The organism is Nocardia violaceofusca NBRC 14427, from assembly GCF_963869435.1.
GTDB lineage: Bacteria > Actinomycetota > Actinomycetes > Mycobacteriales > Mycobacteriaceae > Nocardia > Nocardia aobensis.
The window spans coordinates 157786-183726 of record NZ_CAWMPM010000022.1; the positions used below are offsets into that span (position 1 = coordinate 157786).

Here is a 25941-nt window from a genome sequence, read left to right on the forward strand (position 1 = left end):
CGGCCCCGGCCGGCCCGCCCGCTACATCTGCGGCAGCGAATCTCCCTGCACCAGTTCGATATCCAGCTCGACCTTCACCGTGGTGCCCACCGCGGCGACGCCGGCGCGGACGACGGCGTTGTAGTCGATCGCGAAATCGTTGCGGTGCAAATGGGTCTCGGCATGGAAGGCGGCGCGGACCCCGCCCCACGGGTCGGGTCCCGAACCGCCGTAGGTCAGGTCCAGCTCCACCGGGCGGCGCTGTCCGTGCAACTCCAATTCACCGGGCATCACCCAGGTATCGGCGCCGGTGCGCCGCAATCCGGTTCCGGTGAAGCCGATCAGCGGGTAGCTCTCGACATCGAGGAAGTCGGCCGAGCGCAGATGGTCGTCGCGCATCCCGATTCCGGTATCGATGCTGGCCGCCTTGATCTCGGCGAATCCGGTTGTCTGCTCGAAGTTCCGGGCCACATCCAGCCGGCCACCCACCTCGGCGAAGCGCGCCTTGATACTCGCGATACCGAGGTGGCGGGCGGTGGCCACGACCGTGGAATGCACCGGGTCGATGGTCCACGGGCCGGGCGCCGGCGTGCCGACGGAGCTCGCCTCCGACTGCAACGCCACCGCACCCAATTGCCCACTGCCGGAAGCAGATATCCGCGCTATCTGCGCCACCGGCTGGTAGCCGGGGGCGGTCACCACCGCGGTGTGCATACCGGCGGGCAGCGGCTCGGTGGCCGCGGCCCCGGTCTCGTCGGCCACCGCCCGGGCGAGCTGGCGACCGGTCAGATCGGTCACGGTCAGCAGCGCACCCGGCACCGGCCAGCCATCGGAATTGCGAACCTGTGCGGTCAAACCGCTCATGACAGCTCCGTGTTCTGATCGACACCACTGGGTTCGACACCATTGTGCCGCACCCCGTTCCGTTCTCCGTTCGTCGCGGCACCGTTCGTGCCGGCGACTCCGGTGGGCTCGGCGGCCGGGCGATCGCCCTCGTCACCGTCGTAACCCAGCCGGACATCGTGCTCGACCTCGCCGCCGCCGACGGTGACCCGGCTGGTCACCGGCGGATAACCGCGCGCGACCACCGTGTACTCACCCTCGCTGAGATCGGTCAGGACGTACTGGCCGTTCTCGTCGGTGCGAGTGGTCCCGATCGGGGTTCCGGAGCGATCCAGCACCGTGACCTCCGCGTCCAGCACCGCACCACCGTCGGCGAGCACGGTTCCGGTCAGCACCGCCATCGGCGAGAGCTCGATGTCGTGGTGCAGCAGACCACTGTCGGGCACGACCAGCGCGGTCGCGCTCGGGCGCATGTGTTCGGCCACCGCCACCAGGGTGTAGGTCCCCGAGACCACACCGTGGCAGAGGTAGTTGCCGGACGCGTCAGTGACGGCCGCGCCGACCACCTCACCACGCAGGTCGGTGAGGGTGACGGTCGCACCGGCCAGCGGCTGTCCGGCGACGGCGGTCCGGACCGTACCCGACAGCTCGCCCGAACCCTGCAGGGTCAGATCGAGACGCTGGGTACGTCCGTCGGCGGTGACATTCACCGCGGCCGGCTGATGACCGTTCGCCGAGACGATCAGCACGTAGCTACCCGCGCCGGGCGGCTCGATCGAATAGCGGCCGCCGCTGTCGCCGGTCGAACGCGAAACCTGGTGTCCACGTTGGTCGATCAGTGTCAGCGCGGCGCCCGCGACCGGTCGGCCGTCGGCCCGCTGCACCTGCCCGCCGATGGCGTGGCCGCTGCCGTGGGAGTTGACGACAGGGGTGTTTGTCATCGCCGAAACCTCCGCAATTCGATGTGATTCGTGGCCGTTGGCCGCGGCGTGCCGACCTGCCGCCGCGGCGGCGAGAACCGGTTCGGGCTCGGAGAGCGCCTGGGCGGCACCCTCCCACACCTGGTTCTCGGCCCACTCGGCTTCGGCCGTCTCGACCGGATCCTTCGGCGCCGGGGCGGGCGTCGAAGCATCCTGCAGCGGAATCTCTTTCATGAACATCATGACGATGCAGGCCAGCAGGGCCACGCCCGCCGCGGCGTAGAACACGCCGTGCATCGAGTTGGTGAACCCGATCAGGATCGGATCCTTGATCTGCTGCGGGAGCGCGCCGATTCCGGCGGTATTGGCCTGCAGCTGGTTCAGCTTGCCGGCGTCGAGCCCGGGCGGCAGATGTCCACCGAAGGCGTCGGTGATCTTGTGCGGCAACAGATTGAACAGAATCGTCAGGAAGACCGCGACACCCAGCGTGCCGCCGACCTGCCGGAAGAAGGTCGCCGACGCCGTCGACACACCCATATCCGACCGCGGACCGGCATTCTGCGCCGCGATGATCAACGTCTGCATACAGCAGCCCAGGCCCAGGCCGACCAGCGCGCCGATCGCGAGCACCTGCCACATCGCGCTGTCGAAATGCAGCTGGGCGTAGAGCAGCGCGCCCACGGTCACCAGGAAGGTGCCGACCACCGGCAGAATCTTGTAGCGGCCGGTGCGCTTGACGACCTGACCGGAGATCATCGAGCCGATCATGATGCCCAGCACCAGCGGCAGCATCAGCAGACCCGCCTCGGTCGGCGAATAGCCGCGCACAACCTGCAGATACAGCGGCACCATACTGATCGCGCCGAACATCGCGATACCGACGATGAAACCACCGATCATCACGACCGAGAAGGTGGAATTCTTGAACAGCCGCAGCGGAATCAGCGCGGAATCCTTCATCAGGTATTCCACTCCGATGAACAACACCAGGCCCACCGCGCCGATGGCGTAGCAGATCACCGAATCGCCGGAGCCCCAGCCCCAGGTGCGGCCCTGCTCGGCCACGATCAGCAACGGCACCACACAGATCGCCAGCGCGATCGCGCCCCACCAGTCGACGTTCAGCTTCTGCCGCTGATGCGGGACGTTGAGCACCTTGGCCACGACCCCGAGCGCGACCACGCCGATCGGGACGTTCACCAGGAACACCCAACGCCAGCCGTCGATACCCCACAGCGTGTCGTAATCGGAGAACAGGCCGCCCAGCACCGGGCCGAGCACGGTCGAGGTGCCGAAGACCATCATGAAATAGCCCTGGTAGCGGGCCCGTTCACGCGGGGGGACGATATCGCCGACGATGGTCATGGCCAGCGACATGAGGCCACCGGCGCCCAAGCCCTGGAACGCGCGGAACGCAGCCAACTCGTACATCGACGTCGCGAACGTACACGCCGCCGAACCCACCACGAAAATACCGATCGCCAACAGATAGAACGGCTTCCGACCATAGATATCGGCCAACTTGCCGTACAACGGCGTCGAAATCGTCGCCGTAATCAAATACGCCGTCGTCGCCCACGCCTGCTGATCGAAACCATGCAAACTATTCGCGATCCGGACGATCGCCACACTCACAATATTCTGATCCAGCGCCGCCAAGAACATCCCCAGCAACAAACCGGACAAAATAGTCAAAATCTGCCGATGCGACAGAGACGGTCGCACATCCGCCGCCGGCGCGACGGTCGGAGCGTTCGGCTGCGCCGGCGGAGCCTCACTGGTCGAAGTCGTCATGTGTATGTAAGCCCTAATTCGATTCGGCTGTTGCGGTGGACTTTTCAGCTGTGGATTCTTCGATGCCGCTGACGAGCAGCTCGAGGAGATCGGTCAATCTGGCCCGATCGTCGGCGGGCCACTCGGCCATCACCTCGGCCAGCCAGCGGTTGCGGTTGCGGCGGTTCTCCTCGAAGACCCGCACCCCTTCGGCGGTGGGCGCCAGCACGCAGGCCCGTCCGTCCACGGGGTCGGCCCGGCGTTCCACCAAGCCGTGTGCCACCAGCGATCTGGTCTGCCTGCTGATGGTCGATGTTTCGGTATGCAAGGTGTCCGCCAGCTTCCCCGTCCGCTGCGGACCGTCGTGGACCAGGCAGAACAGCACAGAATAGGCCGATCGCTCCAGACCGTCCGGACCGTACTTGGCTATGTGCGATTTGGTTCTGCCGATCGCCCGCATCAACCGGATCAGCTGGCCGCCGAGTCGATCGGCCACATCCTGTTCGGTGACGCCGGCGCCGGGATCACGGGCATCGACGACCATGATCGAGTTTCCTTACTCCCCGCGACGCATTTGATTAGCATGTACAACTAGTTGCTGAGGCCAACTATACATACGTTCGGATACCGCTCGCACGTACCCCGGCCCACACCCGGGAAGCCCGCGCCGGACACGCCGATCCCAATCCGGACATCCCGGGATTACCGGTGGTTTGCTCGACCTGTCGCATTTCCGACTCTGATCGATCGGCAAGTCGACACGGAAGGACCGAGCTGACCATGTCTGCGCCAATCGAGCCCGCCCGAATTCCGGCCCAGCCGACAAATCAGACCGCGAAGCCCACCGATTCGGCAACGCATTTTCCGGTCACCTCCGCATCACCGATCGGCTCGGCAACCTTGCCGCCATCTTCGGAACCCGCCCCGACCGGCGGCGAAATTGTGACCGAGACGACACCTGGGTTCCCTCTGCGCCGCGCCGCCCTCGCCGCGTTCTGCGCCCTGTGGCTGATCGGAGCACCGGCGGCCCTCGCCGCGACGGCCGGCGCCGACTGCGGCCCCGCCTGCGCCGACACCTCCGGATCGGCATCCGGTTCGGCCTCGGGTTCGGCGGGATCCTCCGGTTCCGCCACCGCGGGTCTGCTGCTCGGCCTGCCGATGAAGACGGTCGCCCTCACGATCGTTCCGGCCCCGCAGTTCCCCTCGTTCGACAACGTGATCACCCACGAGAGCAGCTGGAATCCGTTCGCCGTCAATCCGGAATCGGGCGCCTACGGCCTCGGGCAGGCGTTGCCGCCGGAGCGGATGGCCTCGCACGGCGTGGACTGGATGATCAACCCGGTGACCCAGATCCGCTGGACCTACGATTACATGGTCGAGCGGTACGGCAGCCCCGACGGAGCGTGGGCATTCTGGCAGTCCCACCACTGGTACTAGCTGTCGATTGTCGCCGGACCACTTCAACTGTCACAATCGAGGGCAGGGTTGCGAGCACTCTGAATGCTGTAACCCGCGAGGTCATACCCCCCGCGGGTGTCGAATTGACGAAAGGCATCGGCATGTTCGTGCGAGTTTTCGCCCTGTCGTTCCTGGTTGCCGCGGCGTCCCTCGTCGTCGCGGTGCTGTACGGCGGGCCGGAGGCCGTGGTGCTGGTCGCAGCCCTCGGCGTTCTCGAGGTATCGCTGTCGTTCGACAACGCGGTGGTCAATGCCAGTGTCCTGCAACGCATGAGCGCGTTCTGGCAGCGCATCTTCCTCACCGTGGGAATGGTGATCGCGGTCTTCGGCATGCGCCTGGTGTTCCCACTGGTGGTGGTAGCGATCGGCGCACATCTGGACCCGATCGAGGCGCTGCGGCTGGCGATGAACCCACCCGCCGGCGGCGCGCCCTTCTTCCCGGACGGCCGGCCGAGCTACGAGACGCTGCTCAACGACGCCAATCCGAAGATCGCGGCCTTCGGCGGGATGTTCCTGCTGCTGCTGTTCCTGAACTACATCTGCGCCCAGCGTGAGGTCACCTGGCTGAGCTGGCTCGAGCGGCCGCTGGCGCGGATCGGGCGATTCTCGATGTTCACCGTGGTGATCGCGCTCATCGCGCTGGTGCTCACCGCCGGTGTGCTCGCGCCGAACAACAAGGCCGACGTCGTCATGGTCTCCGGCGCCCTCGGCATGGCCACCTATTTCCTCGTCGACGGCCTCGGCGCCCATTTCGAGAACGACCAGCCCGGCCAGGGCCCCTCCCGCGCCGCCCTGCTGACCGGTCGCGCCGCCTTCTTCGGCTTCGTGTATCTCGAAGTGCTGGACGCCTCGTTCTCCTTCGACGGAGTGATCGGCGCCTTCGCCATCAGCGCGGATCCGATCGTCATCGCATTGGGGCTGGGACTGATCGGCGCGATGTTCGTCCGGTCGATCACCGTCTACCTGGTCCGGCGCGGCACGCTGGCCGAGTACATCTATCTCGAACACGGTGCGCACTGGGCGATCGGCGCACTCGCGGCGATCCTGCTGGTCTCCACCGGCCACCACCTGAACGAGGTCGTCACCGGGCTGCTGGGAGTCGGGATCATCGTCGCGGCCTACCTCAGCAGCATCGTCCACAACCGGCGCCACCCCGCGCCCGCTGCCGCCGAGACCGAGCTGGAACATCTGTCCCTCGGCGGTGACGAGCTGACGCTGCGCGGCGATACCGGCACGCTGTCCAGCCTCGACGGCGGCTTGCCCATCGATCGGGTCACGTTGCGCGGCGACGCGCTGCCGGCGCGAGACAAGCTCAACACCGAGGCGTATTGAGAAATGGCGTACCGCGGACCGGTGCCCGACGTCGCCCGCCGCCCCGGCCGTATTCTCGGATCATGAGGTCGCGGCCGCTGACACTGATCCAGGACGAACTCGTCGACTACGACAAGGCCATGGAGCGCATGGCCGAACTGGTGGAACAACGCCAGCGCGACGAACGGCCGGATACGTTGTGGCTGCTCAGCCATCCGCAGGTCTATACGATCGGGCGCCGGACGCCGAGTGCGCATCTGCCTGATCCGGACCACGGGATTCCGGTGGTCGAGACCACCCGCGGCGGGCAGCTCACCTATCACGGCCCGGGGCAGCTGGTCGGATACCTCGTCGTCAAGCTCGGTGACGGCGAGGGCGTGGTCGACTACATCCGCGAGGTGGAACACCGCCTGGTCGCCGCGCTCGACCGGCTGGGCATCCGGGCGCAACGCCGCGACACCCCGCCGGGCGCGGAACTGCTCACCGGCGTGTGGACCGTCGAGACGGGCCGCAAGATCGTCTCCATCGGCATGCGGCAGAGCCGCGGCGTCACCAGCCACGGCTTCGCCATGAACGTCGACGGCGATCTGGAACCGTGGCAGTGGGCCGTCGCGTGCGGACTGCCCGACGTGGATATGACGTCGGTGCGGCGCGAACAACCGGGCGCCGGAATGGATCAGGTCCGTCCGATCGTGGCCGAAGCATTCGAAGCGAAGACATCCGACACCGTCTGATCACGCGGCAGGCCGGATTCCGCCAGTCGCAGTATCGCGGCGGTTACCGCCGCACTGTAGGCCCGGCTGGCCGGGGCCGGTCGGCGCGCCGGATAGTTCGAGCGGTGGGTCACCACGACGCCGTTGGGCAGCGCCACGGTCGCGTCGGTGACGGTCGCCGCACAGTTGCCACCCGCCTTGGCGGTCAGGTCGACCACGACCGCGCCGTCCCCGAGCGCGTCGAGTGCGGTCCCGTCGACCAGCAGCGGAGCCCGTTGTCCACGCCGCACCGCGGCGCAGAAGATCAGATCCGGTTTGTCCGCGCGGATCCGCTCCAGGACGCAGGCGGTGTCGACGTCGTGGGACCAGTGAAAGACGTTGGGACCCTGCGCGTTCAGCGCCGGTCGCAGTTCGGGCCGACGCCCCAGCACTACCGGCGGTTCGGCCCCGCAGGCGGCTGCCGCCGCGACGGCCGACAGTCCCGCCGGCCCGCATCCCAGAATCAGGGAACGGATCGGCCTGCGCACGGTGCGCGGCACCAGCCGCCGGCCCGCGAGGTAGGCCACCCTGCCGGCGATCCGGCTCATCGCCGAAAGCGCGTCCAAGGCACCGGCCTCGTGGGAAAACAGCTCGAACGCAATCGATTCCACGCCCGAACCGCGCAGTTCGGCGATCTGCGCGGCTCGCCGCAGCGGGTCCTGGAAGCCGATCAGCGTGAGCTGCGGCCGCCGCGACATCGCGCGCAGATCGTGGGACGTCGGCTTCACCCACGCCAGCACATCGCAGGCCGCGACGACGGCGCCCGGATCGCCGACGAGGGCCGCACCCGCGAATCGGTAGGCGGCGTCGTCGAATCCGGCCGACCGTCCGGCGCCGGCCTCCACTACGACCCGCATCCCGGCCGCGATCAGGCATCGGACTCCGTCCGGCGTCAGCGCCACCCTCCGTTCCCGGGCGGCGGTTTCGCGCAGCACACCGACGATCACGCCGGTGGCTCCGCGAGACCGCGCCGACGCAGGATGTCGCGGTAGGTGGCGCCACCGGCCAGCTCCGCGACCAGCCCGCCGAGCCGGTCGAACAGTTCGTCGATCAACTCCCGCGATTCGGTGCCGGGTCCGTGCCGGGGTGCGAGGACGTTGAGCCGCACACCCGTCCGCGGTGATCCGGTGCGCCCGAGCGCGACACTGTCGATTCCCGCACCGGCCAGCAAGAGGTCCTCGAGCTCGGCGCTGTCGCCCACTCCCGCCGCGTCCAGCAGGGCGGGATCGACGACGACGGACAGGAACATGCTCGCGCCGGAGCCCAGCGGCCGCAGAACATTCGACCCGAATTCGGCATCGATCGCGGCGATCCGGTCCAGAGCGGTGTCGAACTGTTCGCGCACCAGCTTCCGGTTGTGCTCGAAATAGGCGTCGGGCGTATGGTCCAGCACCGCGCGCACCAGATGCGTACTCTCACGCTGAAAAGCGATCGTGAGTCGCGCCCGGATACGCTCCAGCCATTGCGCGTCGCCGGTGCACGCCGCGCCCAGTTTGCACGGCCCGAAAGCGTTGTAGCCCTTCGAATTACCCGTGACGGTCACCATCCGGTCGTACAACCGGACCGAGCCGTGCGCGGTCGGCACCTCCAGCGCGGCGAGCGGGATATGTCCGCCGACGAGCCGGTCGAAGGCCATATCGCAGACCACCGGAACATCGGCCGCGACGAGAACCTCTGCGATTTCCCGCAATTCGTCCGGCGAGTACCGCGTGACGACCGGATTGCCCGGTAGCGTCAGCAGTACGGCACAGACGGCATCACCGTGGCGTGCCAGTTCCCGGGCCAGTGCGATCGGGTCGATGCGGAACGAATCGTCCGGCGTGGCCGCCGGAACCACCACGCGCACATCGAATTTCGCTATGTGGGTGGCGAAGTTCTTGTAGAAGCCCTCGGGGCACACGATCACTCCGCCGGGACGCACGACGGTCGCGATCACCTCCTCGAGCATCAGCATGCTCGAATACGGGCAGACGACAACCTCGTCGGGACGAACCCGGACGCCGGCCATTCCGTCGGCGGGGCGGTGCAGCCGGTCGAACAGGCGGGCGGCGGCCGACTCCCGCAACTCGAGCGGTTGCCGCTTGTCGTAGTCCGGCAGACCTCTGCGCCGGATCCGATGCGGCGCCAGGTCGTTCCACGCCCGCCGCAGGGCGCGCGCCGCCGCCGGATCGATCTCGAATCCGGTCTCGCCGTGATACGCGTCCAGGACACCGTCATACCGGCGACCGGATCGGCCGGGAAACGGCGCGGTCTCCGACAGCTGCCGGCGCAGTTCCTTCTTGCGCTCCTCCGAACGCAGGATCATCGCGGCGGCGGCCCGCTCGGTATGCCGGGGGCCGCTCGTCACAGCCGCCCTGTTTCCAGTGACGCCTGGCCGGGGGTCGGGATGTCGTCCCAGGCGCGAAGTAGCGTCTCGCGGAACAGGTCCCGTCCCTCACCATCGCCCAGGCGGTCGAACCGGGCCAGCCGCGGGTCGGCCAGCAGATCGTTGACCACGATCGCCGAACCGATGCGCCGCAGGTCGTAGAGTTTCTCGAAGCGCCGGACCGCGAACGCCACATCGTGTTTGAGCACCGAGAAGCGCGTCGCGACCCGGGTCTGGCGGGAGTAGTCGTATTCCCCGACACAGACATACCGGTCGTCGACGACCAGCATGCTCTGCGCGTTGCGCGCGTGCTCCCGCTTCACCAGCACACTCTCGACACCGGAGCGCGCCTGCCACCACAGCTTGTCGTCGTAGGGCCACACATCTTCGATGCGATCCAGCACGTACATGCGCCGCACCGTGACTCGCGGCTCGTGCACCGCATCGGCGAGGCGCACGATCGCGGCATGGTAATCGTCGCCGACGTCACCGCCGATGGTGCCCAGGTCGGCGGTGTGGATTGCGCGCACGGACTGTTCGGCCTGTTCCAGAATGGTCAGCCAGTCGTTGACCGTATTCCACTCCCACACCGTCGCACTGCGCGAAGGTATCTGCGCCAGCAGCTCTTCCGCGCGCTCGAGCTGGCGAGCGGCGATGAGGCGCAACGGCTCCACCTCCTCGCGCGCACCGCGGGCGTCGAGCACGGTCTGCGCGATCGTCAGCACCCGATCCACGACTCCGGGGTCCTTGCCGAGAAGCACGTTGAAACGCATCCGCAGGTCGTAATGCCCGCCGGGTTCGGACGAGCCGGCGACGCCGTCCATCGGAAGTTCCTGTCCCAGCGCCGAACTCAGACGTTCCCGCAGCGGCAGCGGCGGCACGCGGGTGCCGTTCTCGATCTGCTGAACGAGGCTGCGTGAACAGTCCGCCTGTTTGGCCAGCGCGGCCTGGGTGAGACCGGACTCGATTCGGAGCCGGCGCACCAGTTCGCCGATCCGTTCGCCACCGTCTGGGTCAGATTGTGTCACGATGCGGAATTCTAATCACATGTGGCCTATCGCATCATCAGCTAAACATCAATTTTTCATTACTCCGATGAACGCCCGGCGAACGCAGCTCACCGATAACCCGAATGTGCCCGGCTCGCTGCGGATTCTGCCACACGACGCTCGAAAGCGTTCCGCAGAGCCAACTTTCACGCCGCCACACCCCTCATCGGTAATCAATTCAGATATTCGCTGGGCGTATCTGATTGAAGATGGGCATTGAGGTCCCGAAGATATCGCAGATAAGCACAGATGCTTAGTTGACAGCCCCGGAAAGCCGTCCTTAGCATTTAGCTATAGCCACCGGCTCTCCGTTTATCGGAGCGGCAACGACCGCCGCAGCGGCCGGCTTGGTGGAAGGGGAATGCCATGACGCTTCATATCACCGACTGGTTGATGACCAGCGATGTCACCCCGGAATCTGCCCAGCGCCTGCCGTCCCTTCCCGGACAGTGGTTGCTGAGCTGGCTGCCCGGCGAGCTTCTGACCCAGGAACAGGCGCTGAGCGGCATGATCCTGGACGAGATCCTGTCCGATCCGGCTTTCGTGGACGACCTGGGGGCCGTCGAGATGGCCACCCTGCACGCCGCCGAACTCGGCATCACCCTGGACGAGGCGGTGATCCGGCTGTGCGCCCGGGTCCTCGACCGCACAGCCCTGCGATCCGGCGATATCGGGCCGGATGACATCGACCCCGGCGACATCGAGCCCGGGGATATCGGGCCGGGTGACCGGGGGGCGAGTGCCACCGAATACGGCCCGGTCCGAGGCCACCCGCACCTACCGCATGTCCACCGCACCCCGGTGTCGCTGCACCGGCCGCGGCATGCCGATCACGATCTGTCGGCCGCGCCGTCGTAGCAGAGCCGCAGGTCGTGGGCGATCTGTTCACCGTCGACCGCCACCCGTGCACTGGCCGGCGGATAGCCGCGACCCACCACCGTGTAGTCCCCGGCGGGGAGATCGTCGATCCGGTAGCGGCCCTCCCCGTCCGTCAACGCGGCGGCCACCACCGCGCCGCCCGAATCCAGCACCGCCACGTGCGCGTGAGCGACCGGACCGCGCTCGGAGCGCACCCGGCCCGACAGCACCGCCGTCGGCGCGAGTTCGATGTCGTAGCGCAACACGCCGGTCTCGGGGACGGTCAACGTGGTGGCATCCGGCCTGCGATGTCCGGCGACCGCGACCAGGGTGTAGGTGCCCGCGACGATGCCGTGACAGGCGTAGGCGCCGTCGGCTCCGGTCACCGCGGCACCGACGACCTCGCCGCGCCGATCGGTCAGGGTGACGGTCACGCCCGCGAGTGGCCGGCCCGGCCCCTCGGTGACGATGCCGGACAGCTCCCCCGACCCCAGCAACGTGAGATCGACCGTCTGGGGTTCGGAACCGATCGCGACGTTCACCGCGGCGGGCTGATGTCCCTCGGCGGAAACGATCAGCACATAATTACCGGCGTCCGGCACGCTCAGGCGGTAGCCGCCCGCACCGTCGGTCGTCGCGCGCGAAACCTGGTGTCCCCGTTGGTCGATCAGTGTCAGCGCCGCACCGGGTACCGATTGCCCGTCTTCGCGGTGGATGCGTCCGGACACAGGTGCGTCGCCGGGCACGTCGCCGACGGCCTCCGCGAACGCGGTGTGCGCGGCCGGTTCGGCAAGGGCCGGCGCCGATTCCGGGCGCGCGGCTTCGCCGTCCGCCTCCCACGACGGCTCCCGCTCCCAGGGTTCGGGTGACTCGGCGGCTTCGGTTTCGGCTACGGCCCGCGCGTCCTGCGGCGGCTCGGCGCGCTGAGGTGGCGCCGAACTGTCCTGCAGCGGAATCTCTTTCATGAACAACAGCACCACACAGGCCAGCAGCGCCACCCCCGCGGCGGCGTAGAACACGCCGTGCAGGGAGTCGGTGAAGCCGATCAGAATCGGATCGCGCACCTGCGCCGGCAGTGCCGCGATCCCGCTGGTGTTGGCCTGCAACCGATCGAGTTCGCCGGTGTCGAAGCCGGGCGGCAGCACACCGCCGAACGCGTCGATGATCTTGTGCGGCAACAGATTGAACAGAATCGTCAGGAAGACCGCGACACCCAGCGTGCCGCCCATCTGCCGGAAGAAGGTCGCCGACGCCGTCGACACACCCATATCCGACCGCGGACCCGCGTTCTGCGCCGCGATGATCAACGTCTGCATACAGCCACCGAGGCCGAAGCCGATGACCGCGCTGTACACCAGCGGCTGCCACAGCGGGCTGTCGTAGTGCACCTGCGCGTACAGTGCCGCCCCGCACGCGATCACGAAGGTGCCCAGCACGGGCAGGATCTTGTAGCGGCCGGTCAGTTTGGTGACCTGCCCCGCGATCAGCGAGCCGATCATGATGCCGAGCACCAGCGGCAGCATCAGCAGACCCGCCTTGGTGGGCGAATAGCCGCGCACAACCTGCAGATACAGCGGCACCATACTGATCGCGCCGAACATCGCTATACCGACGATGAAACCACCCAGAATGGTGATGGAGAACGTCGAATTCCGGAACAGCCGCAACGGAATCAGCGCGGCATCCTTCATCAGGAATTCCACGAGGACGAACAGCACGAGTCCGACCGCACCGATGCCGTAGCAGAGCAGCGCGCGCGGTGACTCCCAGCCCCAGCCGCGGCCCTGCTCGGCCACGATCAGCAACGGCACCACACAGATCGCCAGCGCGACCGCACCGAACCAGTCCACGCGATGGCGCTGCCGCTCGTGCGGCACGTTGAGTACCTTGGCGACCACGGCCAGCGCGAGCACACCGATCGGGACGTTCACCAGGAACACCCAACGCCAGCCGTCGATACCCCACAGCGTGTCGTAATCGGAGAAGAAGCCGCCGAGCACCGGGCCGGCGACCGTCGCGGTGCCGAACACCATCATGAAATAGCCCTGGTACCGCACGCGTTCGCGAGCGGGCACGATATCCCCGATGATGGTGAACGCCAAGGACATCAGCCCACCGGCGCCGAGCCCCTGGAATGCCCGGAAGGCCGCCAACTCGTACATCGACGTCGCGAACGTACACGCCGCCGAACCCACCACGAAAATACCGATCGCCAACAGATAGAACGGCTTCCGACCATAGATATCGGCCAACTTGCCGTACAACGGCGTCGAAATCGTCGCCGTAATCAAATACGCCGTCGTCGCCCACGCCTGCTGATCGAAACCATGCAAACTATTCGCGATCCGGACGATCGCCACACTCACAATATTCTGATCCAGCGCCGCCAAGAACATCCCCAGCAACAAACCGGACAAAATAGTCAAAATCTGCCGATGCGACAGAGTGCTCGGCGCGGGGCCCGGGGCCGGCTGCGCCGCCGGCTCCCGGGTGGTCGAAGTGGTCATATTTCCAAGCCCTGTTTCGGTTCGGCCGTGGGTGGTGGAGTTGATTCGAAGCGTATACAGAGGGCGTACGGCGGTCGTTCGTTTCCTCAGAACAAGGTCATCGGCCCGATCGGCGCCGGATCCACGAGAGCCGGAAGCTCCGCGCCGGCGGACCGCACGTCATCGTAGAACCGCCGGGCCAGCAGTAACGAATCCGCGTTGTCCGGAGTGTGAACGAAGACCGTCGGTGACCGCCCCTCGCGCAACCACTCGACGACGAGATCGCGCCACGGCCGCCAGCCGGCGACGGTCGCCTCGATATCGTCGTTGCCGTGATACCGCACGATCGGATATTCGGTCAGTGCGCGTAAGCGGCGCGGCAGCCGCGGCTTCTTCGCGCTCGCCTCGTACTCGCCGGGGCTGCGCGGCGGCGCGGCGAACAGGGTGGTGGTGTCGAACGGAATCCATTCGGCGCCAACGCGTTCCAGCACATACTCCAACCGGCCGGCGGCCTCCGGATCGGCGAAGAAGGCGCGGTGGCGCACCTCGACCGCGCAGCGATACCGGCGCGGCAGGCGGTGCAGCAGTCCGGCGAGCACGCCGAGATCGTCCGGCCCGAACGAGGCCGGCAATTGCGCCCACAGCGCGTGAATGCGCGGCCCGAGTGGTTCGACCGCGCGCAGGAATTCCGCCAATTCCGTTTCCGCACCGCGCATCCGGCGCTCGTGGGTGATGGTTCTGGGCAGCTTCAGCACGAAGCGGAAGTCCTCGGGTGTCTGATCCACCCACGACCGCACGGTGGCCGGATTCGGCGTCGCGTAGAAGGTGGTGTTGCCCTCCACCGCGGTGCAGTACCGGGCATATCCGCCCAGGCGCCGCCGCGAATCCGGCTGATACGCGCGCCACGCCTCGTGCGTCCACTGCGCGCATCCGACCGAGAGTGTCATGGTGTCGACGGTATCCGCCGGCGGTGACAACACCGCGCGGCGGATCAGCTCTGCGGTGCGCCGCCGCGGAAGAACAGGATCTGGTCGCCGTAGTCGGCCAGGGCACGCGCCTGCCCGGCCTGCCGGATACCGCTGGCGGGCAGGTTGGTCAGTTTGGCGAACATGCCGGAGTTGCCGAACGCCGCGCGGACCTGGGTTTCGGAGGCGTAGTCGGCGCCGTAGTCGGCGAGCATCGCGAAATCCAACGGCGCCAGCGGTTCGTCCAGCGGCTCCTGCCCGGCCGGTCGCCCCAGGGCGGCGAACTGCCGGGCGGCACCGTCGGCGTACCAGCACAATTCGTAGGTCAGATTCTCGATGGTGTTGACCGCGAGCACCGGCCACTGCCGCGAAAGCCGCAGCGCCAGAGGATTTTTGCCGGTGGGGGCGAGTTCCCAGAACAGGCTCAGCACATGCACCCAGCTGCCCGCGCGCTGCAGCAGCACCACGTCGTCACCGAGGTCCGGAGCGGCGTTGAGGGCGGGATCGGGCATATGCCAATGGGTTTCGCCGACTCCGGCGAAGGCGCTGCTGTCCACCGGATGCGCGCCGTCGGCGGCATAGGCCTCGATCACCGCCGCGCGCACCCGGGCCACGGCGTCGGCGGCGGCGCAGCGCACACTCAACGCACCGTAGGAAGTCGCGATCTCCATCGGCTTGGACGGCGGGTCAGCCAGCGCACCGGCGGCGAGGGGTTTGAGCCCCACCAGGCCGAGCTTCCAGTTGATCTCCTCGATCGTGGTCAGATCACCGGCGGTTTGGTACAGAATCTGCTGCTGGGTGAGATATCCGGCCCGCTCGAGCGTCGGACATTCCAACTTCACCAGGGCGGCATGGGTTTTGCTGGTGAACTCGAGTTCGTCGATCGAGGTCTCCCGCAGCCGGGTCGTCATCTCCGGCGTGGTCCACGCGGAATACCGTTCGCGATAGGTCGCCAACGCCTGCTTGCGCCCGCGGCCGATCATCAGGGTGCGCAGCAGCATGTTCAGGCTGGCCAGATAGCGCCCCGCCTGATCGGGATTGGCGGCGAACAGGCCCGCGCGGATGCGCACCGCCTCGGCACTGGCCGCCACCGCCGACTCCGGATCCAGCCGGCACAGCCACACCCCGCATTTGGACAGACCGTCGGCGCACACTCCGGCCGCCATCGGATAGTTCTGCGCCACTTGGTGATACGCGTCGCAGGCCTGGCGGATGGTCGCGGTGGCCAGTTCACGATGGCCGATGGTCCGGGCGGCCTGTTCGAACAGTCGCAGCGCCTCGGTGACCTGCCCGGCGAACTGCGCGGTCACATGACCGGCGGTCAGCCAGTGCAGCCGGATCAGCACGGCCTCCTGGGCGGGTTCCAGCGCGGCGGGCGCGCGGTCGCGGTCGGCGCCCTCGGCCTTGGTGTCCAGGCAGGCCCTGGCCAGCTCGCACAGCGACGTCGCCAGGCGCAGTTCGGCCTCGGCCGAACGTTCCTGGGCGGCGGCCCGTCTGTGGTCGGCCACCTGCTGTTCGATCGCGCTCAGCGCACTCGCCATCCCAACTCCCGCATCACCTTCCGCATACGGTCGTCGACCGGCCGCATCGTGCCGTGCCGAGTCTGCCACATCCGGGGAGCGCGCAGCAGCCGACGACGTCCGCGAGCCGCGCCGCTGCCGGGCCGCGGAGCGCCGGCAAACCGGGCCCACTCTCGGAAAAGAAGCGAATCGGTGTTAACTTATAGAAGAACCTCAAGTAACTTTGATCGATCGGAGTGGCTATGACCACGGCAGTCGTCGTCGATGTCGTCCGGACCCCGTCCGGTAAGGGAAAAACCGGTGGCGGCCTGTCCCAGGTCCACCCGGCCACCCTGCTCGCCGGAGTGCTGTCCGACCTGGTCGCACGGAACGACCTGGATCCGGCACTGGTCGACGACGTGATCGCCGGCTGTGTGACCCAGAGCGGGGAACAGGCGTTCAACATCGCCCGCACGGCGGTGCTCGCGGCCGGATTTCCGGAGGCCGTTCCCGCCACCACCGTGGACCGCCAGTGCGGCTCCAGCCAGCAGGCCGCGCACTTCGCCGCGCAGGGCGTGATCGCCGGCGCCTACGACATCGCCATCGCCTGCGGCGTGGAGTCGATGTCGCGGGTCCCGATGTTCTCCAACGGCCAGGGTGCCGATGCCAATCGCGGCCCGATCGCCCATCGCTACCCCGAAGGCCTTGTGCAGCAGGGCATTTCCGCCGAAGTGATCGCCGCGCGCTGGAAGTTCGACCGCGCCGCTCTCGACGAATTCGCGGCTCGGTCACACCGGCTGGCCGCCGAAACCGCCGCGGCGGGCGGATTCGATCGCGAGATCGTCGCGGCCGGAGTCTTGCAGGCCGACGAGACCATTCGTCCGACCACCACCGTCGAGGGGCTGGCCGGTCTGCGTCCGGCCTTCGCCGACGACCAGTATCTGGCCCGCTTCCCGGAGATCGAATGGTCCATCACGCCGGGCAACTCCTCCCCGCTCACCGACGGCGCCTCCGCGGCCCTGATCATGAGCGAGGAGAAGGCCGCCGCCCTCGGTCTGCGCCCGCGCGCCCGCTTCCACTCCTTCGCCGTCACCGGCGACGACCCGCTGCTGATGCTGACCGCGGTCGTCCCCGCGACCGAGAAGGTGCTGGCCCGTGGCGGTCTGTCGATCGACGACATCGACGCCTACGAGGTGAACGAGGCCTTCGCGCCCGTCCCGCTGGTGTGGGCGCGCGAACTGAACGCCGACCCGGCCAAGCTGAATCCCCGTGGCGGCGCCATCGCGCTGGGGCATCCGCTCGGCGCCTCCGGCGTCCGCATCCTCGCGACGCTGGTCAACCACCTCGAACAGTCGGGCGGCCGCTACGGCCTGATGACGATGTGCGAGGCCGGTGGGCTCGCCAACGCCACCGTCATCGAACGGCTCTGAGGATCGGTCGCATCACGTGTGCCGGTCGGCGTCCCCGACGCCGACCGACGCACGCTACCCGCGATGCCGGCAACTGTCGGGCACGATATGCCCGGCGGTTACCAGCGCGTCGAACGCCGCCTGCTTGATACCGCAGCCGTCGGTCGAACAATCGGTGTGCAACTGCATCACCTGGTGTGCACGTTCCACGGTCAACGGCCGGGTGGGCGCCGAATGTGCCATCACCACAATGAGATAATCGGTAGACAACTCCATGACATTGCCCCATATCCGGTTCTACATGTTGATGTAGCTACACGGTAACTCCATAGCGGGCCGTTGCCGACGGACAAGTACCGGACAATCCGGTGCCCAGAGGACATCTCAACGGGCACACGAGGATTGCCTCACCTAATCCACTCGCCCGATCCGCCTCGGCTACTCGTCGGAGACATCCGGGAAGGCCTGCTGCCGGTGGCCGCCACGCAGGGTTCCCGTCAGATACGCGGCCTTACAAGCACGTCGGGCGATCTTGCCGCTCGACGTGCGCGGAATCGATCCGGCCGGCACCAGCAGTAGTTCACGCACCGTCACTCCGTGGCGCGCCGAAATCGCGGCCCGCACTACCTCCGCCACCGGGCCCGCGTCGAGTTTGGCTGCGCCACTTCCCCGTTCGGCCACGATCACCAGATGTTCGCCGCCCGCCCCGGAGGCGGCGAGGTCGGCGGGCAGTTCGTCACCGCGCACCGAGAAGGCGGCCACGAAACCCGGCCGCAGTGCGGTCGACGACTCCTGTGCCGACATCTCCAGATCCTGCGGATAGTGGTTGCGCCCGTCGACGATCACCAGATCCTTGACGCGGCCGGTGATGTACAACTCGCCGTCGTGATACACCCCGTAGTCGCCGGTGCTCATCCAATAGGCTTGCGGCGCAGTACCTTCGGCGTGGCTGCCGCGGGCCTGCCGGGCGCTGAGCCGGTTGTGGAAGGTCGCCTCGGTCTCCTCGGGACGGCCCCAGTAACCGATGCCCATGTTCTCCCCGTGCAACCAGATCTCCCCGACCCGGTCGTCCGGCAGTTCGGCGCCGTTGTCGTCCACGATCACCGCCCACTGCGACCGCGCCACATATCCGCAGGACACCTGCGCCACGGCGTTTTCCGCATCGGGATCGACCTCGACCAGGTGCCCGGCGTTGAGCCGGGTGCGGTCGGCGTGGACGACCCGCGCGGCGTCCTCGCGCCGGGTGGCCGACACGAACAGGGTGGCCTCCGCCATCCCGTAACACGGTTTGATCGCCGTCTTCGGCAACCCGTAGGGCATGAAGGCATCGGTGAATTTCGCCATCGACGACACCGACACCGGCTCACTGCCGTTGATCAGGCCGATCACATTCGACAGATCGAGGTGCTCCCCCGCCTTCGGCCGCCCCCGCGCGGCGGCGTGCTCGAAGGCGAAATTCGGTGCGGCGGCATAGGTCGCGGCGCCGTCGGAGGCGGCGGCCAGCTCCTTGATCCAGCGATAGGGACGCCGGACGAACGCGCTCGGCGACATGATGGTGATGAACTTGCCGCCGATCGCCGGCAGGATCACACACAGCAGGCCCATATCGTGGAACAGCGGCAACCAGGTGACGCCGCGGGCGGTTTCGTCGATCCCGAGCGCGTCGATCATCTGCAGCAGATTGGTGCCGACCGAGCGGTGCGTGATCTCCACACCGGCGGGTGTGCGGGTGGAGCCGGAGGTGTACTGCAAATAGGCGACGCTGTCGATGGTGATATCCGGTTGGGTCCAGCCCACGCCGACGCTGTCGGGTATCGCGTCGACCGCGATGATGCGCGGACGCTGCCCGGCCGGCATGCCGCGGAAGAATTCCCGCACCCCGCCCGCCGCGGAACTCGAGGTCAGAATCGCGGTCGGCCGGCAGTCGCCGAGGACGGCGTGCAACCGGTCGGTGTGGCCGGGTTCCTCCGGGTCGAACAGCGGCACAGCGATATTGCCCGCGTACACCGCCGCGAACATCGCCACCACGTAGTCCAAGCCCTGCGGCGCCAGCACCGCCACCCGGTCCCGCGGCCGGGTCACCTGCTGCAACCGGGCAGCCACCGCCCGCAACCGCGCACCGAACTGGCGCCAGGTGAGCTCGTGGTATTCACCGTCGCGCTCGCGCGAATAGTCGATGTAGCGGTAGGCCAAGTCGTCCCCGTTCGCCGCGCTGTGCTTGTCGACGAAATCGATCAGGGTCGCATCGCCCAGGATGCTGATGTTGCCGTCTTCATCCAGATAGTCATCGAAGGTTTCGCCGATCATTCCCTCATCCTTTTCACGCACGAACGTCACGCACGAACAGTCACGCAGGAACGAAAGCCCGGAGCCCGCCCTCGGCGAGGCTCCGGCCGGGCAACTCAGTACCGGCCGAAGGTCAACGACACATTGTGGCCGCCGAATCCGAAGGAATTGTTGACCGCGTAGTCGATCCGCCCGGGCCGGGCCTGGCCCTTGACGATGTCCAGATCGACATCCGGATCCTGGTTTTCCAGGTTGAGCGTGGGCGGGACGAGGCTGTCGCGGATCGACAGCACCGTGAGCACCGATTCCAGCGCCCCGACGGCGCCGATGGAATGTCCCAGCGCCGATTTCGGCGCGTAGACCGAGGCGTGGCTGCCGACCGCCGCGGCGATGGCGCGAGCCTCCGCGGTATCGCCGATCGGGGTCGCCGTGGCATGCGCGTTCACATGTGCCACATCGGTTTTCGACAATCCGGCGGTCTGCAACGCGCGGGCGATGGCCCGCGCCGCGCCCTTGCCGTCCGGATCCGGCGCCACCAGGTGGAAACCGTCGGAGGTGAGACCGGCGCCGAGCAGCCGGGCGTGTACGGTGGCGCCGCGGGCCCGGGCGTGTTCCTCGGATTCGAGCACCATCATCGCGCCCGCCTCACCGAAGACGAACCCGTCGCGATCGGTGTCGAACGGGCGCGAGGCGCGTTTCGGATCGTCGTTGCGCGTGCTCATCGCGCGCATCATGGTGAAGGCGGCGATCGGCACGGCTTGGATCGACCCCTCCACACCGCCGGTCACGACCACATCGGCATCGCCCATCACGATCATCTTCCACGCGTTGGCGATGGCCTCCGACCCCGAGGAGCACGCCGAAACGGGGGTCGCGATACCGGCTTTGGCGCCCAATTCCAGCCCGACCACCGCGGCCGCGCCGTTGGGCATGATCATCTGCACCGCGAGCGGGCTGACCCGGCGATATCCGCCGTTGGCCATCTTGTCCTTGACGTCGATGAGCGCCTCCGCACCACCCAGTCCGGTGCCGATGGAGACGCCGAGCCGCTCCGGATCGACCTCGGGCGCACCGGCGTTGCGCCACACCTCGCGCCCCAGCACCAGCGCCATCTGCTCGACGTAGGACAGCCGGCGGGTCTCCTCGCGGCTCAGAACGGTGGACGGAACGACCTTGAGGTGACCGCCGATGCGAACCGGAAGTTCGAACTGGTCGATGAAACCGTCGTCGAGTACGTCGATTCCGCTCTCACCGTTCAACAGTCCCTTCCACGTGGAGTCGACATCACCGGCGATGGACGTGGTCGCGGCCAGGCTGGTGACGACGACATCGCGGTAGCGCATACGGCTGGAAACCGTCATTCTCGGCTCACTTTCGACAGGCAACACTGCGGAACAGGGGCAACACTGCGGCGAATACAAGCTGGAGCGACAACGGTGGCGGTGGAGCGGCTACATTAGCGAGGCGAACACGACCGGCGCAGCCCTGAGTGCCACCCGGCAACCCGGTCGTGACTGCACTGTACCGGTTTCTTCCCGCAGCGTCGCACGGCGATCCACAACGAGGAAGGGCAACACCGTGGTCAGGAATCTCACCCAACTCGAGTTGCTGCTGGAGCTCGAGCCCGTGGCGGAGAGCAACGTGCATCGACATCTGTCGATGGCGAAGACGTGGCATCCGCACGACTACGTCCCGTGGGACGCGGGACGCAATTTCGCCGCCCTCGGCGGAACCGATTGGGACCCCGCCCAGTCACGGCTGAACGAGGTCGCCCGCGCCGCGATGGTCACGAATCTGCTCACCGAGGACAATCTGCCGTCCTACCATCGCGAGATCGCCGAGAACTTCTCGTCCGACGGCGCCTGGGGCACCTGGGTGGGGCGGTGGACGGCCGAGGAGAACCGGCACGGCATAGCGATTCGCGACTATCTGGTCGTCACCCGCGCGGTCGACCCCGTGGCCCTGGAGCGGGCCCGGATGGTCCACATGACCAACGGCTACGACGCGATGAAACTCGTGCGCGAGAGCGACAAGGCCAGCGTCGTGGAGCGGGCCGGCACCGGATTCCTGCACTCGGTCGCCTACGTGACCTTCCAGGAACTGGCCACCCGGGTCTCACACCGCAACACCGGTAAGGTCTGCGAGGATCCGGTCGCCGACCGCATGCTGGCGCGCATCTCCGCGGACGAGAACCTGCACATGATCTTCTACCGCAATATGTGCGCGGCGGCTTTGGATCTGGCACCCGACCAGGCGCTGGAGGCGATTACCGATATCGTGTGCAATTTCCGGATGCCGGGCGCCGGAATGCCGGATTGGCGGCGCAACGGCGTGCTGATGGCCAAGCACGGAATCTACGATCTGCGCCAGCATCTGGACGAGGTGGTGATGCCGGTGTTGCGCAAGTGGAATGTGTTCGATCGCAACGACTTCACCGCACGCGGCGACCGTGCGCGCAATACCCTCGGGGAATTCCTGGAGAAACTGCGAAACGATTGTGCGCGTTTCGAAGAACAGCGTGACCGGGCGCTGGCCCGGGAGGCCCGCAAACGGGACCTGGTCGGCTCCCGGCCGTGAGCGGCGGCGGCGCGGCGGTGTAAGCGACTGCATCCCCGAGCATTTCGATTGGGTTTCGAAAGCGACAGAGCGGCAGAACACATTGCCAGAAAATAGCCGCGGGTGCACACTGGGAGTTATGACCGCTTCACCCCGCGCTGCTCACTCCACGGACCGCGAAACCGTGGCGCTGATCGACGCATCCCACCCCGTCGTGCACGTCGAATTCCGGATCGGCGATCCGCACCGGCAAGCCAAGATGCGCGCGGTCATGGACCGGCTGCGCGTGGGAAACCGGTTCCGGAACCGCTGATTTCGCCTGCCGCCCCGACCGCCCGCTAGACCGCGATCCCGACCAGATGGCCGACCGCATAGGTCGTCGCCATCGCCAGCGCACCGCCCGCCAGCACGCGAATCGTCGCGCGCCGCACCGGCGCCTGCCCGAGCCGGGCACCGACTGCGCCGGTCACGGCCAGGGCCACCAGAACCGCCGCCGCGGTGACCGGAACCCGGATCGCCGCGGGTACCAGCATGGCCAGCAGCGGCAGCAGGGCGCCGATGGTGAACGCCGTCGCCGACGACAGCGCGGCATGCCACGGGTTGGTCAGCTCGCTCGGGTCGATTCCCAATTCGGCCTCGGCGTGCGCGGCGAACGCGTCCTTGGCGGTCAACTCCTCGGCGACCTTCCACGCGGTGGCCGGCGTCAGCCCCTTGCCCTCGTAGATGGCGGCCAGTTCGGCGAGTTCACCCGCCGGGTCCTCGGCGAGTTCGCGCCGTTCCACGGCCAGCACCGCGCGCTCGCTGTCGCGCTGGGTGCTCACCGAGACGTACTCGCCCAGCGCCATCGACACCGCCCCCGCGGCTAGTCCGGCGACGCCCGCGGTGACGATCGCCGACGTCGACGTGGTGGCCGCCGCCACACCCACGACAATCCCTGCGACGGAGACGATTCCGTCGTTGGCACCCAGCACCCCGGCCCGCAGCCAATTCAGTCGCACCGACAAACCCGGGCCGTGAGTTTCCGGCCGGACCACACTCTCCATTACCGCCGTATCCGCTTGCACCGGACAAAAATAACTCGGCAGCCTTTTCTCCGCCAGCAAAGAAAGGCTGCCCGAATTTAGGTAAACCATTGCACAGGAAGGTATTCCATACCTTATTTCGAAAAGCGGGAACGCGCACTCGATCAATGTCGGCGGTACCGAATTCCGTTCGTTGCCAAGACTTTCGGTGCCGCCTTCGCGCGAGCACCGGGTGCGCTGCGGCACTGTCCGATTCGCCTCGATCGGCCATGACGCCCGCACGGTCCCGGCCCGCCCGTGTCGCGCCACCCAGCCTTGGGCGGGCCGGATTGCGGGGTGATTGCGGCTCTCGGCGCTTACACTTTGCGAGACCAACTGGAAAGGGACTGGCGCAGAATGGACGCGGTCGTCACGGAAGTTGCGGTCGAAGGTAAGCGGCTCATCGACGAGGTGTGGCTGGGGCGGATCAGTCGCGAGCAGGCGGTACATCGGTTCGTGCAGGTGGGCGACGGGCTGGTCGAGTTCGACACGGCCGCCGACATCGTCGACGACGGACTGGCCTGGCTCGATTCCCACGCCTCCCGGCTCCGACTACTGGCCTGGTGCTCGTGGCTGGAACTACCGGTCTTCGGCGGCCTGGCGGTCCTCGGCGTGCTGACCGAGGACTATCTGTCCACCGGATTCTCGCTGATCCTGCTGGCCGCCCTGCAGTTGGTGCACCGGCACATCGGTCCGCCCCGGCCGCCGGTCCGGCGGCGGCAGCGCAGCATCTGAGCACCCGGACTTCCAGCGCCGATACGCCTCCGGCAGACACCGCGCGCACGGACGGTATCCGGCGGCGACGGCGGTGGCCTCGTCTGCGAAGAACACCCGGTATGCGGCGTAATTGCCGCGACGCAGTGCGCGCAGCGCCGCCGGGCAGTCCAGCCGCCCGTAGATGCGCTGACGCCGATGGCCGCCGACGGTGCCCGCGGTCGGGCTGCGATACGGCACGGCGTCCGAGTCGAGCAGTAGGTAATCCCGCGTCGCGATTGCGTCCTCACCCCCCGCGCCGCATTCCTCACGCATCGTGGAAAACCAGGCCCAGAGTGCGGCGATGCCCGCTGCGCACCACGCTCACGCCGTGGCGCATGGGCGCGGCCGACCAGCCACGCGCGGACCGTACGGGGCGTTCCCGGGTGGTGAAGACCAGCCCGTGCCCCTGCGGCAGAGCGACTGCCGCGCCGCGTGATTGGGCGCGCGGGCGTTGTTCGACCATCAGGAATTCGCCGCCGGTGTAGTCCGCGCCGGCGGCATCGAGTCCGATCACCACCTGCAGCGGAAAGATCATGTCGCCGAAGAGGTCTCGATGGAGCGCGTTCCAATCGCCGGGGCCGTAGCGCAGCAGGATCTGCGCCGAGCGATGCTGCCCGGCCCGGTGGCACTGGGAGATCCAGTCGTCGAGGCCGTCCGGCCACGAACCGGGGCGGCCCAGGCGTTGCGCCCAGTTCCGCGCGATGGGCAGCAGTTTCGGATACAGCGCGGCACGCAACTCGGACACCGCCGCGGGCAGATCGTGGGTGAAGTAGCGGTACTCGCCGGAGCCGAAACGGTGGCGCGACATCTCGATGGTGGAGCGGAAGCGGTCGTCCTCGGTGTACAGCGCCGCGAGCGCACGGCACTCGCCGGCGCTCAGCAGGCATCCGCTGAGCGCGTATCCGTGCTCGTCGAGTTCGTCCGCTATCCGCGTCCAGTCCTGCGCATCCACCCGAGCGCCGAACGGCAGCCCCGGACCGGGCGGCGCCGGGCGGGTTTCACGCGGCATGTTCGAGCTCCAGCAGTTGCCGCTTGCGGTCGATCCCGCCCGCATAGCCGGTCAAGCGGCCGTTCGCGCCGATCACCCGATGGCACGGCCGCACGATCAGCACCGGATTGGCGCCGATCGCGGAGCCGACGGCCCGCACCGCCGCCCGCGGCGCACCGACTCGGGCGGCGATATCGCCGTAGGTCACCGTGCGGCCGTACGGGATGTCGTCGAGTGCCTGCCAGACCCGACGCCGGAATTCACTGCCCTCGACCGCGTAGTCGAGTTCGAAACGGGTGCGCTGCCCGGCGAAGTAGCCGTCGAGCTGGTCGATCACCGACGCGAACGGTGCGCGATCCTCGATCCAATCAGGTTGCGCTCCACCACCTTTCCCGCCCGCGATGGACAGGGCGGTGAGCACGGCACCGGCCGGGCGCGGCTCGCCGACGAGCATCAGCTCACCGAGCGGACTCGCCGTCGTCGTGTAGACCGTCATTGCTGATCCTTTCGGTATTCGATCCGTACGCTCCCCAATCTGCCGGAGCTCCGGATCGAATACCGGCGGAAATCAGACATCGCGTCCTGTCGCGCGCCGGGTGCGCGTACCGCGGGAATGAAACGATTCGCG

23 protein-coding genes and 1 pseudogene are annotated in these 25941 nt (G+C 67.6%); 8 read left to right on the forward strand and 16 right to left on the reverse strand.

The window, feature by feature from the left end; all coding sequences use genetic code 11:
• Positions 1 to 21: 21 nt before the first annotated feature.
• Genes AC5592_RS18095 through AC5592_RS18105 form a run of 3 tightly spaced genes read right to left on the reverse strand, consistent with a single transcriptional unit; the run spans position 22 to position 4059 of the window.
• Positions 22 to 843 (reverse strand): YceI family protein, encoded by an 822-nt coding sequence (locus tag AC5592_RS18095; protein WP_036509014.1) that lies wholly within the window; start codon positions 841 to 843, stop codon positions 22 to 24.
• Positions 840 to 3536: an MFS transporter gene (locus AC5592_RS18100; RefSeq protein WP_084506835.1), complete on the reverse strand. Its 2697-nt coding sequence runs from the start codon at positions 3534 to 3536 to the stop codon at positions 840 to 842. Before AC5592_RS18100 ends, AC5592_RS18095 begins: the two co-directional genes overlap by 4 nt.
• Positions 3537 to 3549: 13 nt before the next feature.
• Positions 3550 to 4059: a MarR family winged helix-turn-helix transcriptional regulator gene (locus AC5592_RS18105; RefSeq protein WP_063064910.1), complete on the reverse strand. Its 510-nt coding sequence runs from the start codon at positions 4057 to 4059 to the stop codon at positions 3550 to 3552.
• A gap of 398 nt (positions 4060 to 4457) precedes the next feature.
• Between AC5592_RS18105 and AC5592_RS18110 the strand changes: the two genes are divergently transcribed.
• The 3 genes from AC5592_RS18110 (at position 4458) to lipB (ending at position 7017) form a co-directional block, all read left to right on the forward strand.
• Complete coding sequence (locus tag AC5592_RS18110) at positions 4458 to 4952, forward strand: aggregation-promoting factor C-terminal-like domain-containing protein (protein ID WP_232329415.1); 495 nt, start codon at positions 4458 to 4460, stop codon at positions 4950 to 4952.
• A 122-nt stretch (positions 4953 to 5074) separates the two neighbouring features.
• The gene (locus AC5592_RS18115) at positions 5075 to 6304 is read left to right on the forward strand and encodes a DUF475 domain-containing protein (protein WP_083871434.1); all 1230 of its coding nucleotides are present in this window, start codon (positions 5075 to 5077) and stop codon (positions 6302 to 6304) included.
• Between the two features lie 62 nt (positions 6305 to 6366).
• Entirely contained in the window at positions 6367 to 7017 is a 651-nt protein-coding gene (gene lipB, locus AC5592_RS18120; RefSeq protein WP_051025431.1) for a lipoyl(octanoyl) transferase LipB, read from the forward strand.
• Here lipB and AC5592_RS18125 read toward each other — a convergent pair.
• The 3 genes from AC5592_RS18125 to AC5592_RS18135 are packed head-to-tail and all read right to left on the reverse strand — an operon-like array spanning position 6960 to position 10428.
• Positions 6960 to 7982: a Rossmann-fold NAD(P)-binding domain-containing protein gene (locus AC5592_RS18125; RefSeq protein WP_036509009.1), complete on the reverse strand. Its 1023-nt coding sequence runs from the start codon at positions 7980 to 7982 to the stop codon at positions 6960 to 6962. The genes lipB and AC5592_RS18125 overlap by 58 nt on opposite strands.
• Complete coding sequence (locus AC5592_RS18130) at positions 7979 to 9382, reverse strand: pyridoxal phosphate-dependent aminotransferase (protein ID WP_063064912.1); 1404 nt, start codon at positions 9380 to 9382, stop codon at positions 7979 to 7981. The genes AC5592_RS18125 and AC5592_RS18130 overlap by 4 nt, the downstream gene beginning before the upstream one ends.
• Positions 9379 to 10428: a helix-turn-helix domain-containing protein gene (locus AC5592_RS18135; protein WP_063064913.1), complete on the reverse strand. Its 1050-nt coding sequence runs from the start codon at positions 10426 to 10428 to the stop codon at positions 9379 to 9381. The genes AC5592_RS18130 and AC5592_RS18135 overlap by 4 nt, the downstream gene beginning before the upstream one ends.
• A 387-nt stretch (positions 10429 to 10815) precedes the next feature.
• Here AC5592_RS18135 and AC5592_RS18140 point away from each other — a divergent pair, with 387 nt between their 5' ends.
• Positions 10816 to 11307 carry a hypothetical protein gene (locus AC5592_RS18140; RefSeq protein WP_063064914.1) on the forward strand — a complete coding sequence of 164 codons (492 nt, stop codon included), beginning with the start codon at positions 10816 to 10818 and terminating at the stop codon, positions 11305 to 11307.
• On the opposite strand, the gene AC5592_RS18145 is transcribed toward AC5592_RS18140, so the two are convergent.
• The 3 genes from AC5592_RS18145 to AC5592_RS18155 all read right to left on the reverse strand — a co-directional run bounded on the left by AC5592_RS18145 (position 11280) and on the right by AC5592_RS18155 (position 16299).
• Positions 11280 to 13814 (reverse strand): MFS transporter, encoded by a 2535-nt coding sequence (locus AC5592_RS18145; RefSeq protein WP_063064915.1) that lies wholly within the window; start codon positions 13812 to 13814, stop codon positions 11280 to 11282. The genes AC5592_RS18140 and AC5592_RS18145 overlap by 28 nt on opposite strands.
• Positions 13815 to 13900: 86 nt before the next feature.
• The gene (locus tag AC5592_RS18150; RefSeq protein WP_036509023.1) at positions 13901 to 14740 is read right to left on the reverse strand and encodes a DUF72 domain-containing protein; all 840 of its coding nucleotides are present in this window, start codon (positions 14738 to 14740) and stop codon (positions 13901 to 13903) included.
• 44 nt (positions 14741 to 14784) lie between these two features.
• On the reverse strand, positions 14785 to 16299 hold the full coding sequence (locus AC5592_RS18155) for a hypothetical protein (RefSeq protein ID WP_063064916.1): 1515 nt from the start codon (positions 16297 to 16299) through the stop codon (positions 14785 to 14787).
• A gap of 221 nt (positions 16300 to 16520) precedes the next feature.
• Here AC5592_RS18155 and AC5592_RS18160 point away from each other — a divergent pair, with 221 nt between their 5' ends.
• Positions 16521 to 17687 (forward strand): thiolase family protein, encoded by a 1167-nt coding sequence (locus AC5592_RS18160; protein ID WP_063064917.1) that lies wholly within the window; start codon positions 16521 to 16523, stop codon positions 17685 to 17687.
• 54 nt (positions 17688 to 17741) lie between these two features.
• Here AC5592_RS18160 and AC5592_RS18165 read toward each other — a convergent pair whose 3' ends face one another.
• The 3 genes from AC5592_RS18165 to AC5592_RS18175 form a co-directional block, all read right to left on the reverse strand.
• Positions 17742 to 17942, reverse strand: coding sequence for a hypothetical protein (locus tag AC5592_RS18165; RefSeq protein ID WP_062963520.1), 201 nt, complete (start codon positions 17940 to 17942; stop codon positions 17742 to 17744).
• Positions 17943 to 18104: 162 nt separating this feature from the next.
• Complete coding sequence (gene fadD32, locus AC5592_RS18170; RefSeq protein WP_063064965.1) at positions 18105 to 19973, reverse strand: long-chain-fatty-acid--AMP ligase FadD32; 1869 nt, start codon at positions 19971 to 19973, stop codon at positions 18105 to 18107.
• Positions 19974 to 20068: 95 nt separating this feature from the next.
• Positions 20069 to 21313: a KasA/KasB family beta-ketoacyl-ACP synthase gene (locus AC5592_RS18175; protein ID WP_036508992.1), complete on the reverse strand. Its 1245-nt coding sequence runs from the start codon at positions 21311 to 21313 to the stop codon at positions 20069 to 20071.
• A 217-nt stretch (positions 21314 to 21530) separates the two neighbouring features.
• Here AC5592_RS18175 and AC5592_RS18180 point away from each other — a divergent pair, with 217 nt between their 5' ends.
• Positions 21531 to 22529: an acyl-ACP desaturase gene (locus tag AC5592_RS18180; RefSeq protein ID WP_063064918.1), complete on the forward strand. Its 999-nt coding sequence runs from the start codon at positions 21531 to 21533 to the stop codon at positions 22527 to 22529.
• Positions 22530 to 22647: 118 nt separating this feature from the next.
• Complete coding sequence (locus tag AC5592_RS18185) at positions 22648 to 22821, forward strand: hypothetical protein (RefSeq protein ID WP_156055668.1); 174 nt, start codon at positions 22648 to 22650, stop codon at positions 22819 to 22821.
• A 25-nt stretch (positions 22822 to 22846) separates the two neighbouring features.
• On the opposite strand, the gene AC5592_RS18190 is transcribed toward AC5592_RS18185, so the two are convergent.
• Positions 22847 to 23551, reverse strand: a complete 705-nt coding sequence (locus tag AC5592_RS18190) for a VIT1/CCC1 transporter family protein (RefSeq protein ID WP_063064919.1) — start codon at positions 23549 to 23551, stop codon at positions 22847 to 22849.
• 375 nt (positions 23552 to 23926) lie between these two features.
• On the opposite strand from AC5592_RS18190, the gene AC5592_RS18195 reads away from it, so the two are divergent.
• On the forward strand, positions 23927 to 24304 hold the full coding sequence (locus AC5592_RS18195) for a hypothetical protein (protein WP_036508983.1): 378 nt from the start codon (positions 23927 to 23929) through the stop codon (positions 24302 to 24304).
• Between the two features lie 6 nt (positions 24305 to 24310).
• Here the strand turns inward: AC5592_RS18195 and AC5592_RS18200 are convergent.
• From AC5592_RS18200 to AC5592_RS18210, 3 genes and pseudogenes are all read right to left on the reverse strand, one after another.
• Positions 24311 to 24598 (reverse strand): annotated as a pseudogene (locus AC5592_RS18200) (Ada metal-binding domain-containing protein); the annotation flags it as partial.
• Positions 24591 to 25334, reverse strand: a complete 744-nt coding sequence (locus AC5592_RS18205) for a 2OG-Fe(II) oxygenase (protein WP_051025429.1) — start codon at positions 25332 to 25334, stop codon at positions 24591 to 24593. The gene AC5592_RS18205 and the pseudogene AC5592_RS18200, both read right to left, overlap by 8 nt.
• Complete coding sequence (locus AC5592_RS18210) at positions 25324 to 25809, reverse strand: methylated-DNA--[protein]-cysteine S-methyltransferase (protein ID WP_063064920.1); 486 nt, start codon at positions 25807 to 25809, stop codon at positions 25324 to 25326. Before AC5592_RS18210 ends, AC5592_RS18205 begins: the two co-directional genes overlap by 11 nt.
• Positions 25810 to 25941: the final 132 nt, after the last annotated feature.

Excerpts from the sequence above, each read along its gene's own strand:
- AC5592_RS18095 (WP_036509014.1), bottom strand. The coding sequence starts at position 843 with ATGAGCGGTTTGACCGCACAGGTTCGCAATTCCGATGGCTGGCCGGTG.
- AC5592_RS18100 (WP_084506835.1), bottom strand. The coding sequence starts at position 3,536 with ATGACGACTTCGACCAGTGAGGCTCCGCCGGCGCAGCCGAACGCTCCG.
- AC5592_RS18105 (WP_063064910.1), bottom strand. The coding sequence starts at position 4,059 with ATGGTCGTCGATGCCCGTGATCCCGGCGCCGGCGTCACCGAACAGGAT.
- AC5592_RS18115 (WP_083871434.1), top strand. The coding sequence starts at position 5,075 with ATGTTCGTGCGAGTTTTCGCCCTGTCGTTCCTGGTTGCCGCGGCGTCC.
- lipB (WP_051025431.1), top strand. The coding sequence starts at position 6,367 with ATGAGGTCGCGGCCGCTGACACTGATCCAGGACGAACTCGTCGACTAC.
- AC5592_RS18140 (WP_063064914.1), top strand. The coding sequence starts at position 10,816 with ATGACGCTTCATATCACCGACTGGTTGATGACCAGCGATGTCACCCCG.
- AC5592_RS18145 (WP_063064915.1), bottom strand. The coding sequence starts at position 13,814 with ATGACCACTTCGACCACCCGGGAGCCGGCGGCGCAGCCGGCCCCGGGC.
- AC5592_RS18150 (WP_036509023.1), bottom strand. The coding sequence starts at position 14,740 with ATGACACTCTCGGTCGGATGCGCGCAGTGGACGCACGAGGCGTGGCGC.
- AC5592_RS18155 (WP_063064916.1), bottom strand. The coding sequence starts at position 16,299 with ATGGCGAGTGCGCTGAGCGCGATCGAACAGCAGGTGGCCGACCACAGA.
- AC5592_RS18160 (WP_063064917.1), top strand. The coding sequence starts at position 16,521 with ATGACCACGGCAGTCGTCGTCGATGTCGTCCGGACCCCGTCCGGTAAG.
- AC5592_RS18165 (WP_062963520.1), bottom strand. The coding sequence starts at position 17,942 with ATGGAGTTGTCTACCGATTATCTCATTGTGGTGATGGCACATTCGGCG.
- fadD32 (WP_063064965.1), bottom strand. The coding sequence starts at position 19,973 with ATGATCGGCGAAACCTTCGATGACTATCTGGATGAAGACGGCAACATC.
- AC5592_RS18175 (WP_036508992.1), bottom strand. The coding sequence starts at position 21,313 with ATGACGGTTTCCAGCCGTATGCGCTACCGCGATGTCGTCGTCACCAGC.
- AC5592_RS18185 (WP_156055668.1), top strand. The coding sequence starts at position 22,648 with ATGACCGCTTCACCCCGCGCTGCTCACTCCACGGACCGCGAAACCGTG.
- AC5592_RS18190 (WP_063064919.1), bottom strand. The coding sequence starts at position 23,551 with ATGGAGAGTGTGGTCCGGCCGGAAACTCACGGCCCGGGTTTGTCGGTG.
- AC5592_RS18195 (WP_036508983.1), top strand. The coding sequence starts at position 23,927 with ATGGACGCGGTCGTCACGGAAGTTGCGGTCGAAGGTAAGCGGCTCATC.
- AC5592_RS18205 (WP_051025429.1), bottom strand. The coding sequence starts at position 25,334 with ATGCCGCGTGAAACCCGCCCGGCGCCGCCCGGTCCGGGGCTGCCGTTC.
- AC5592_RS18210 (WP_063064920.1), bottom strand. The coding sequence starts at position 25,809 with ATGACGGTCTACACGACGACGGCGAGTCCGCTCGGTGAGCTGATGCTC.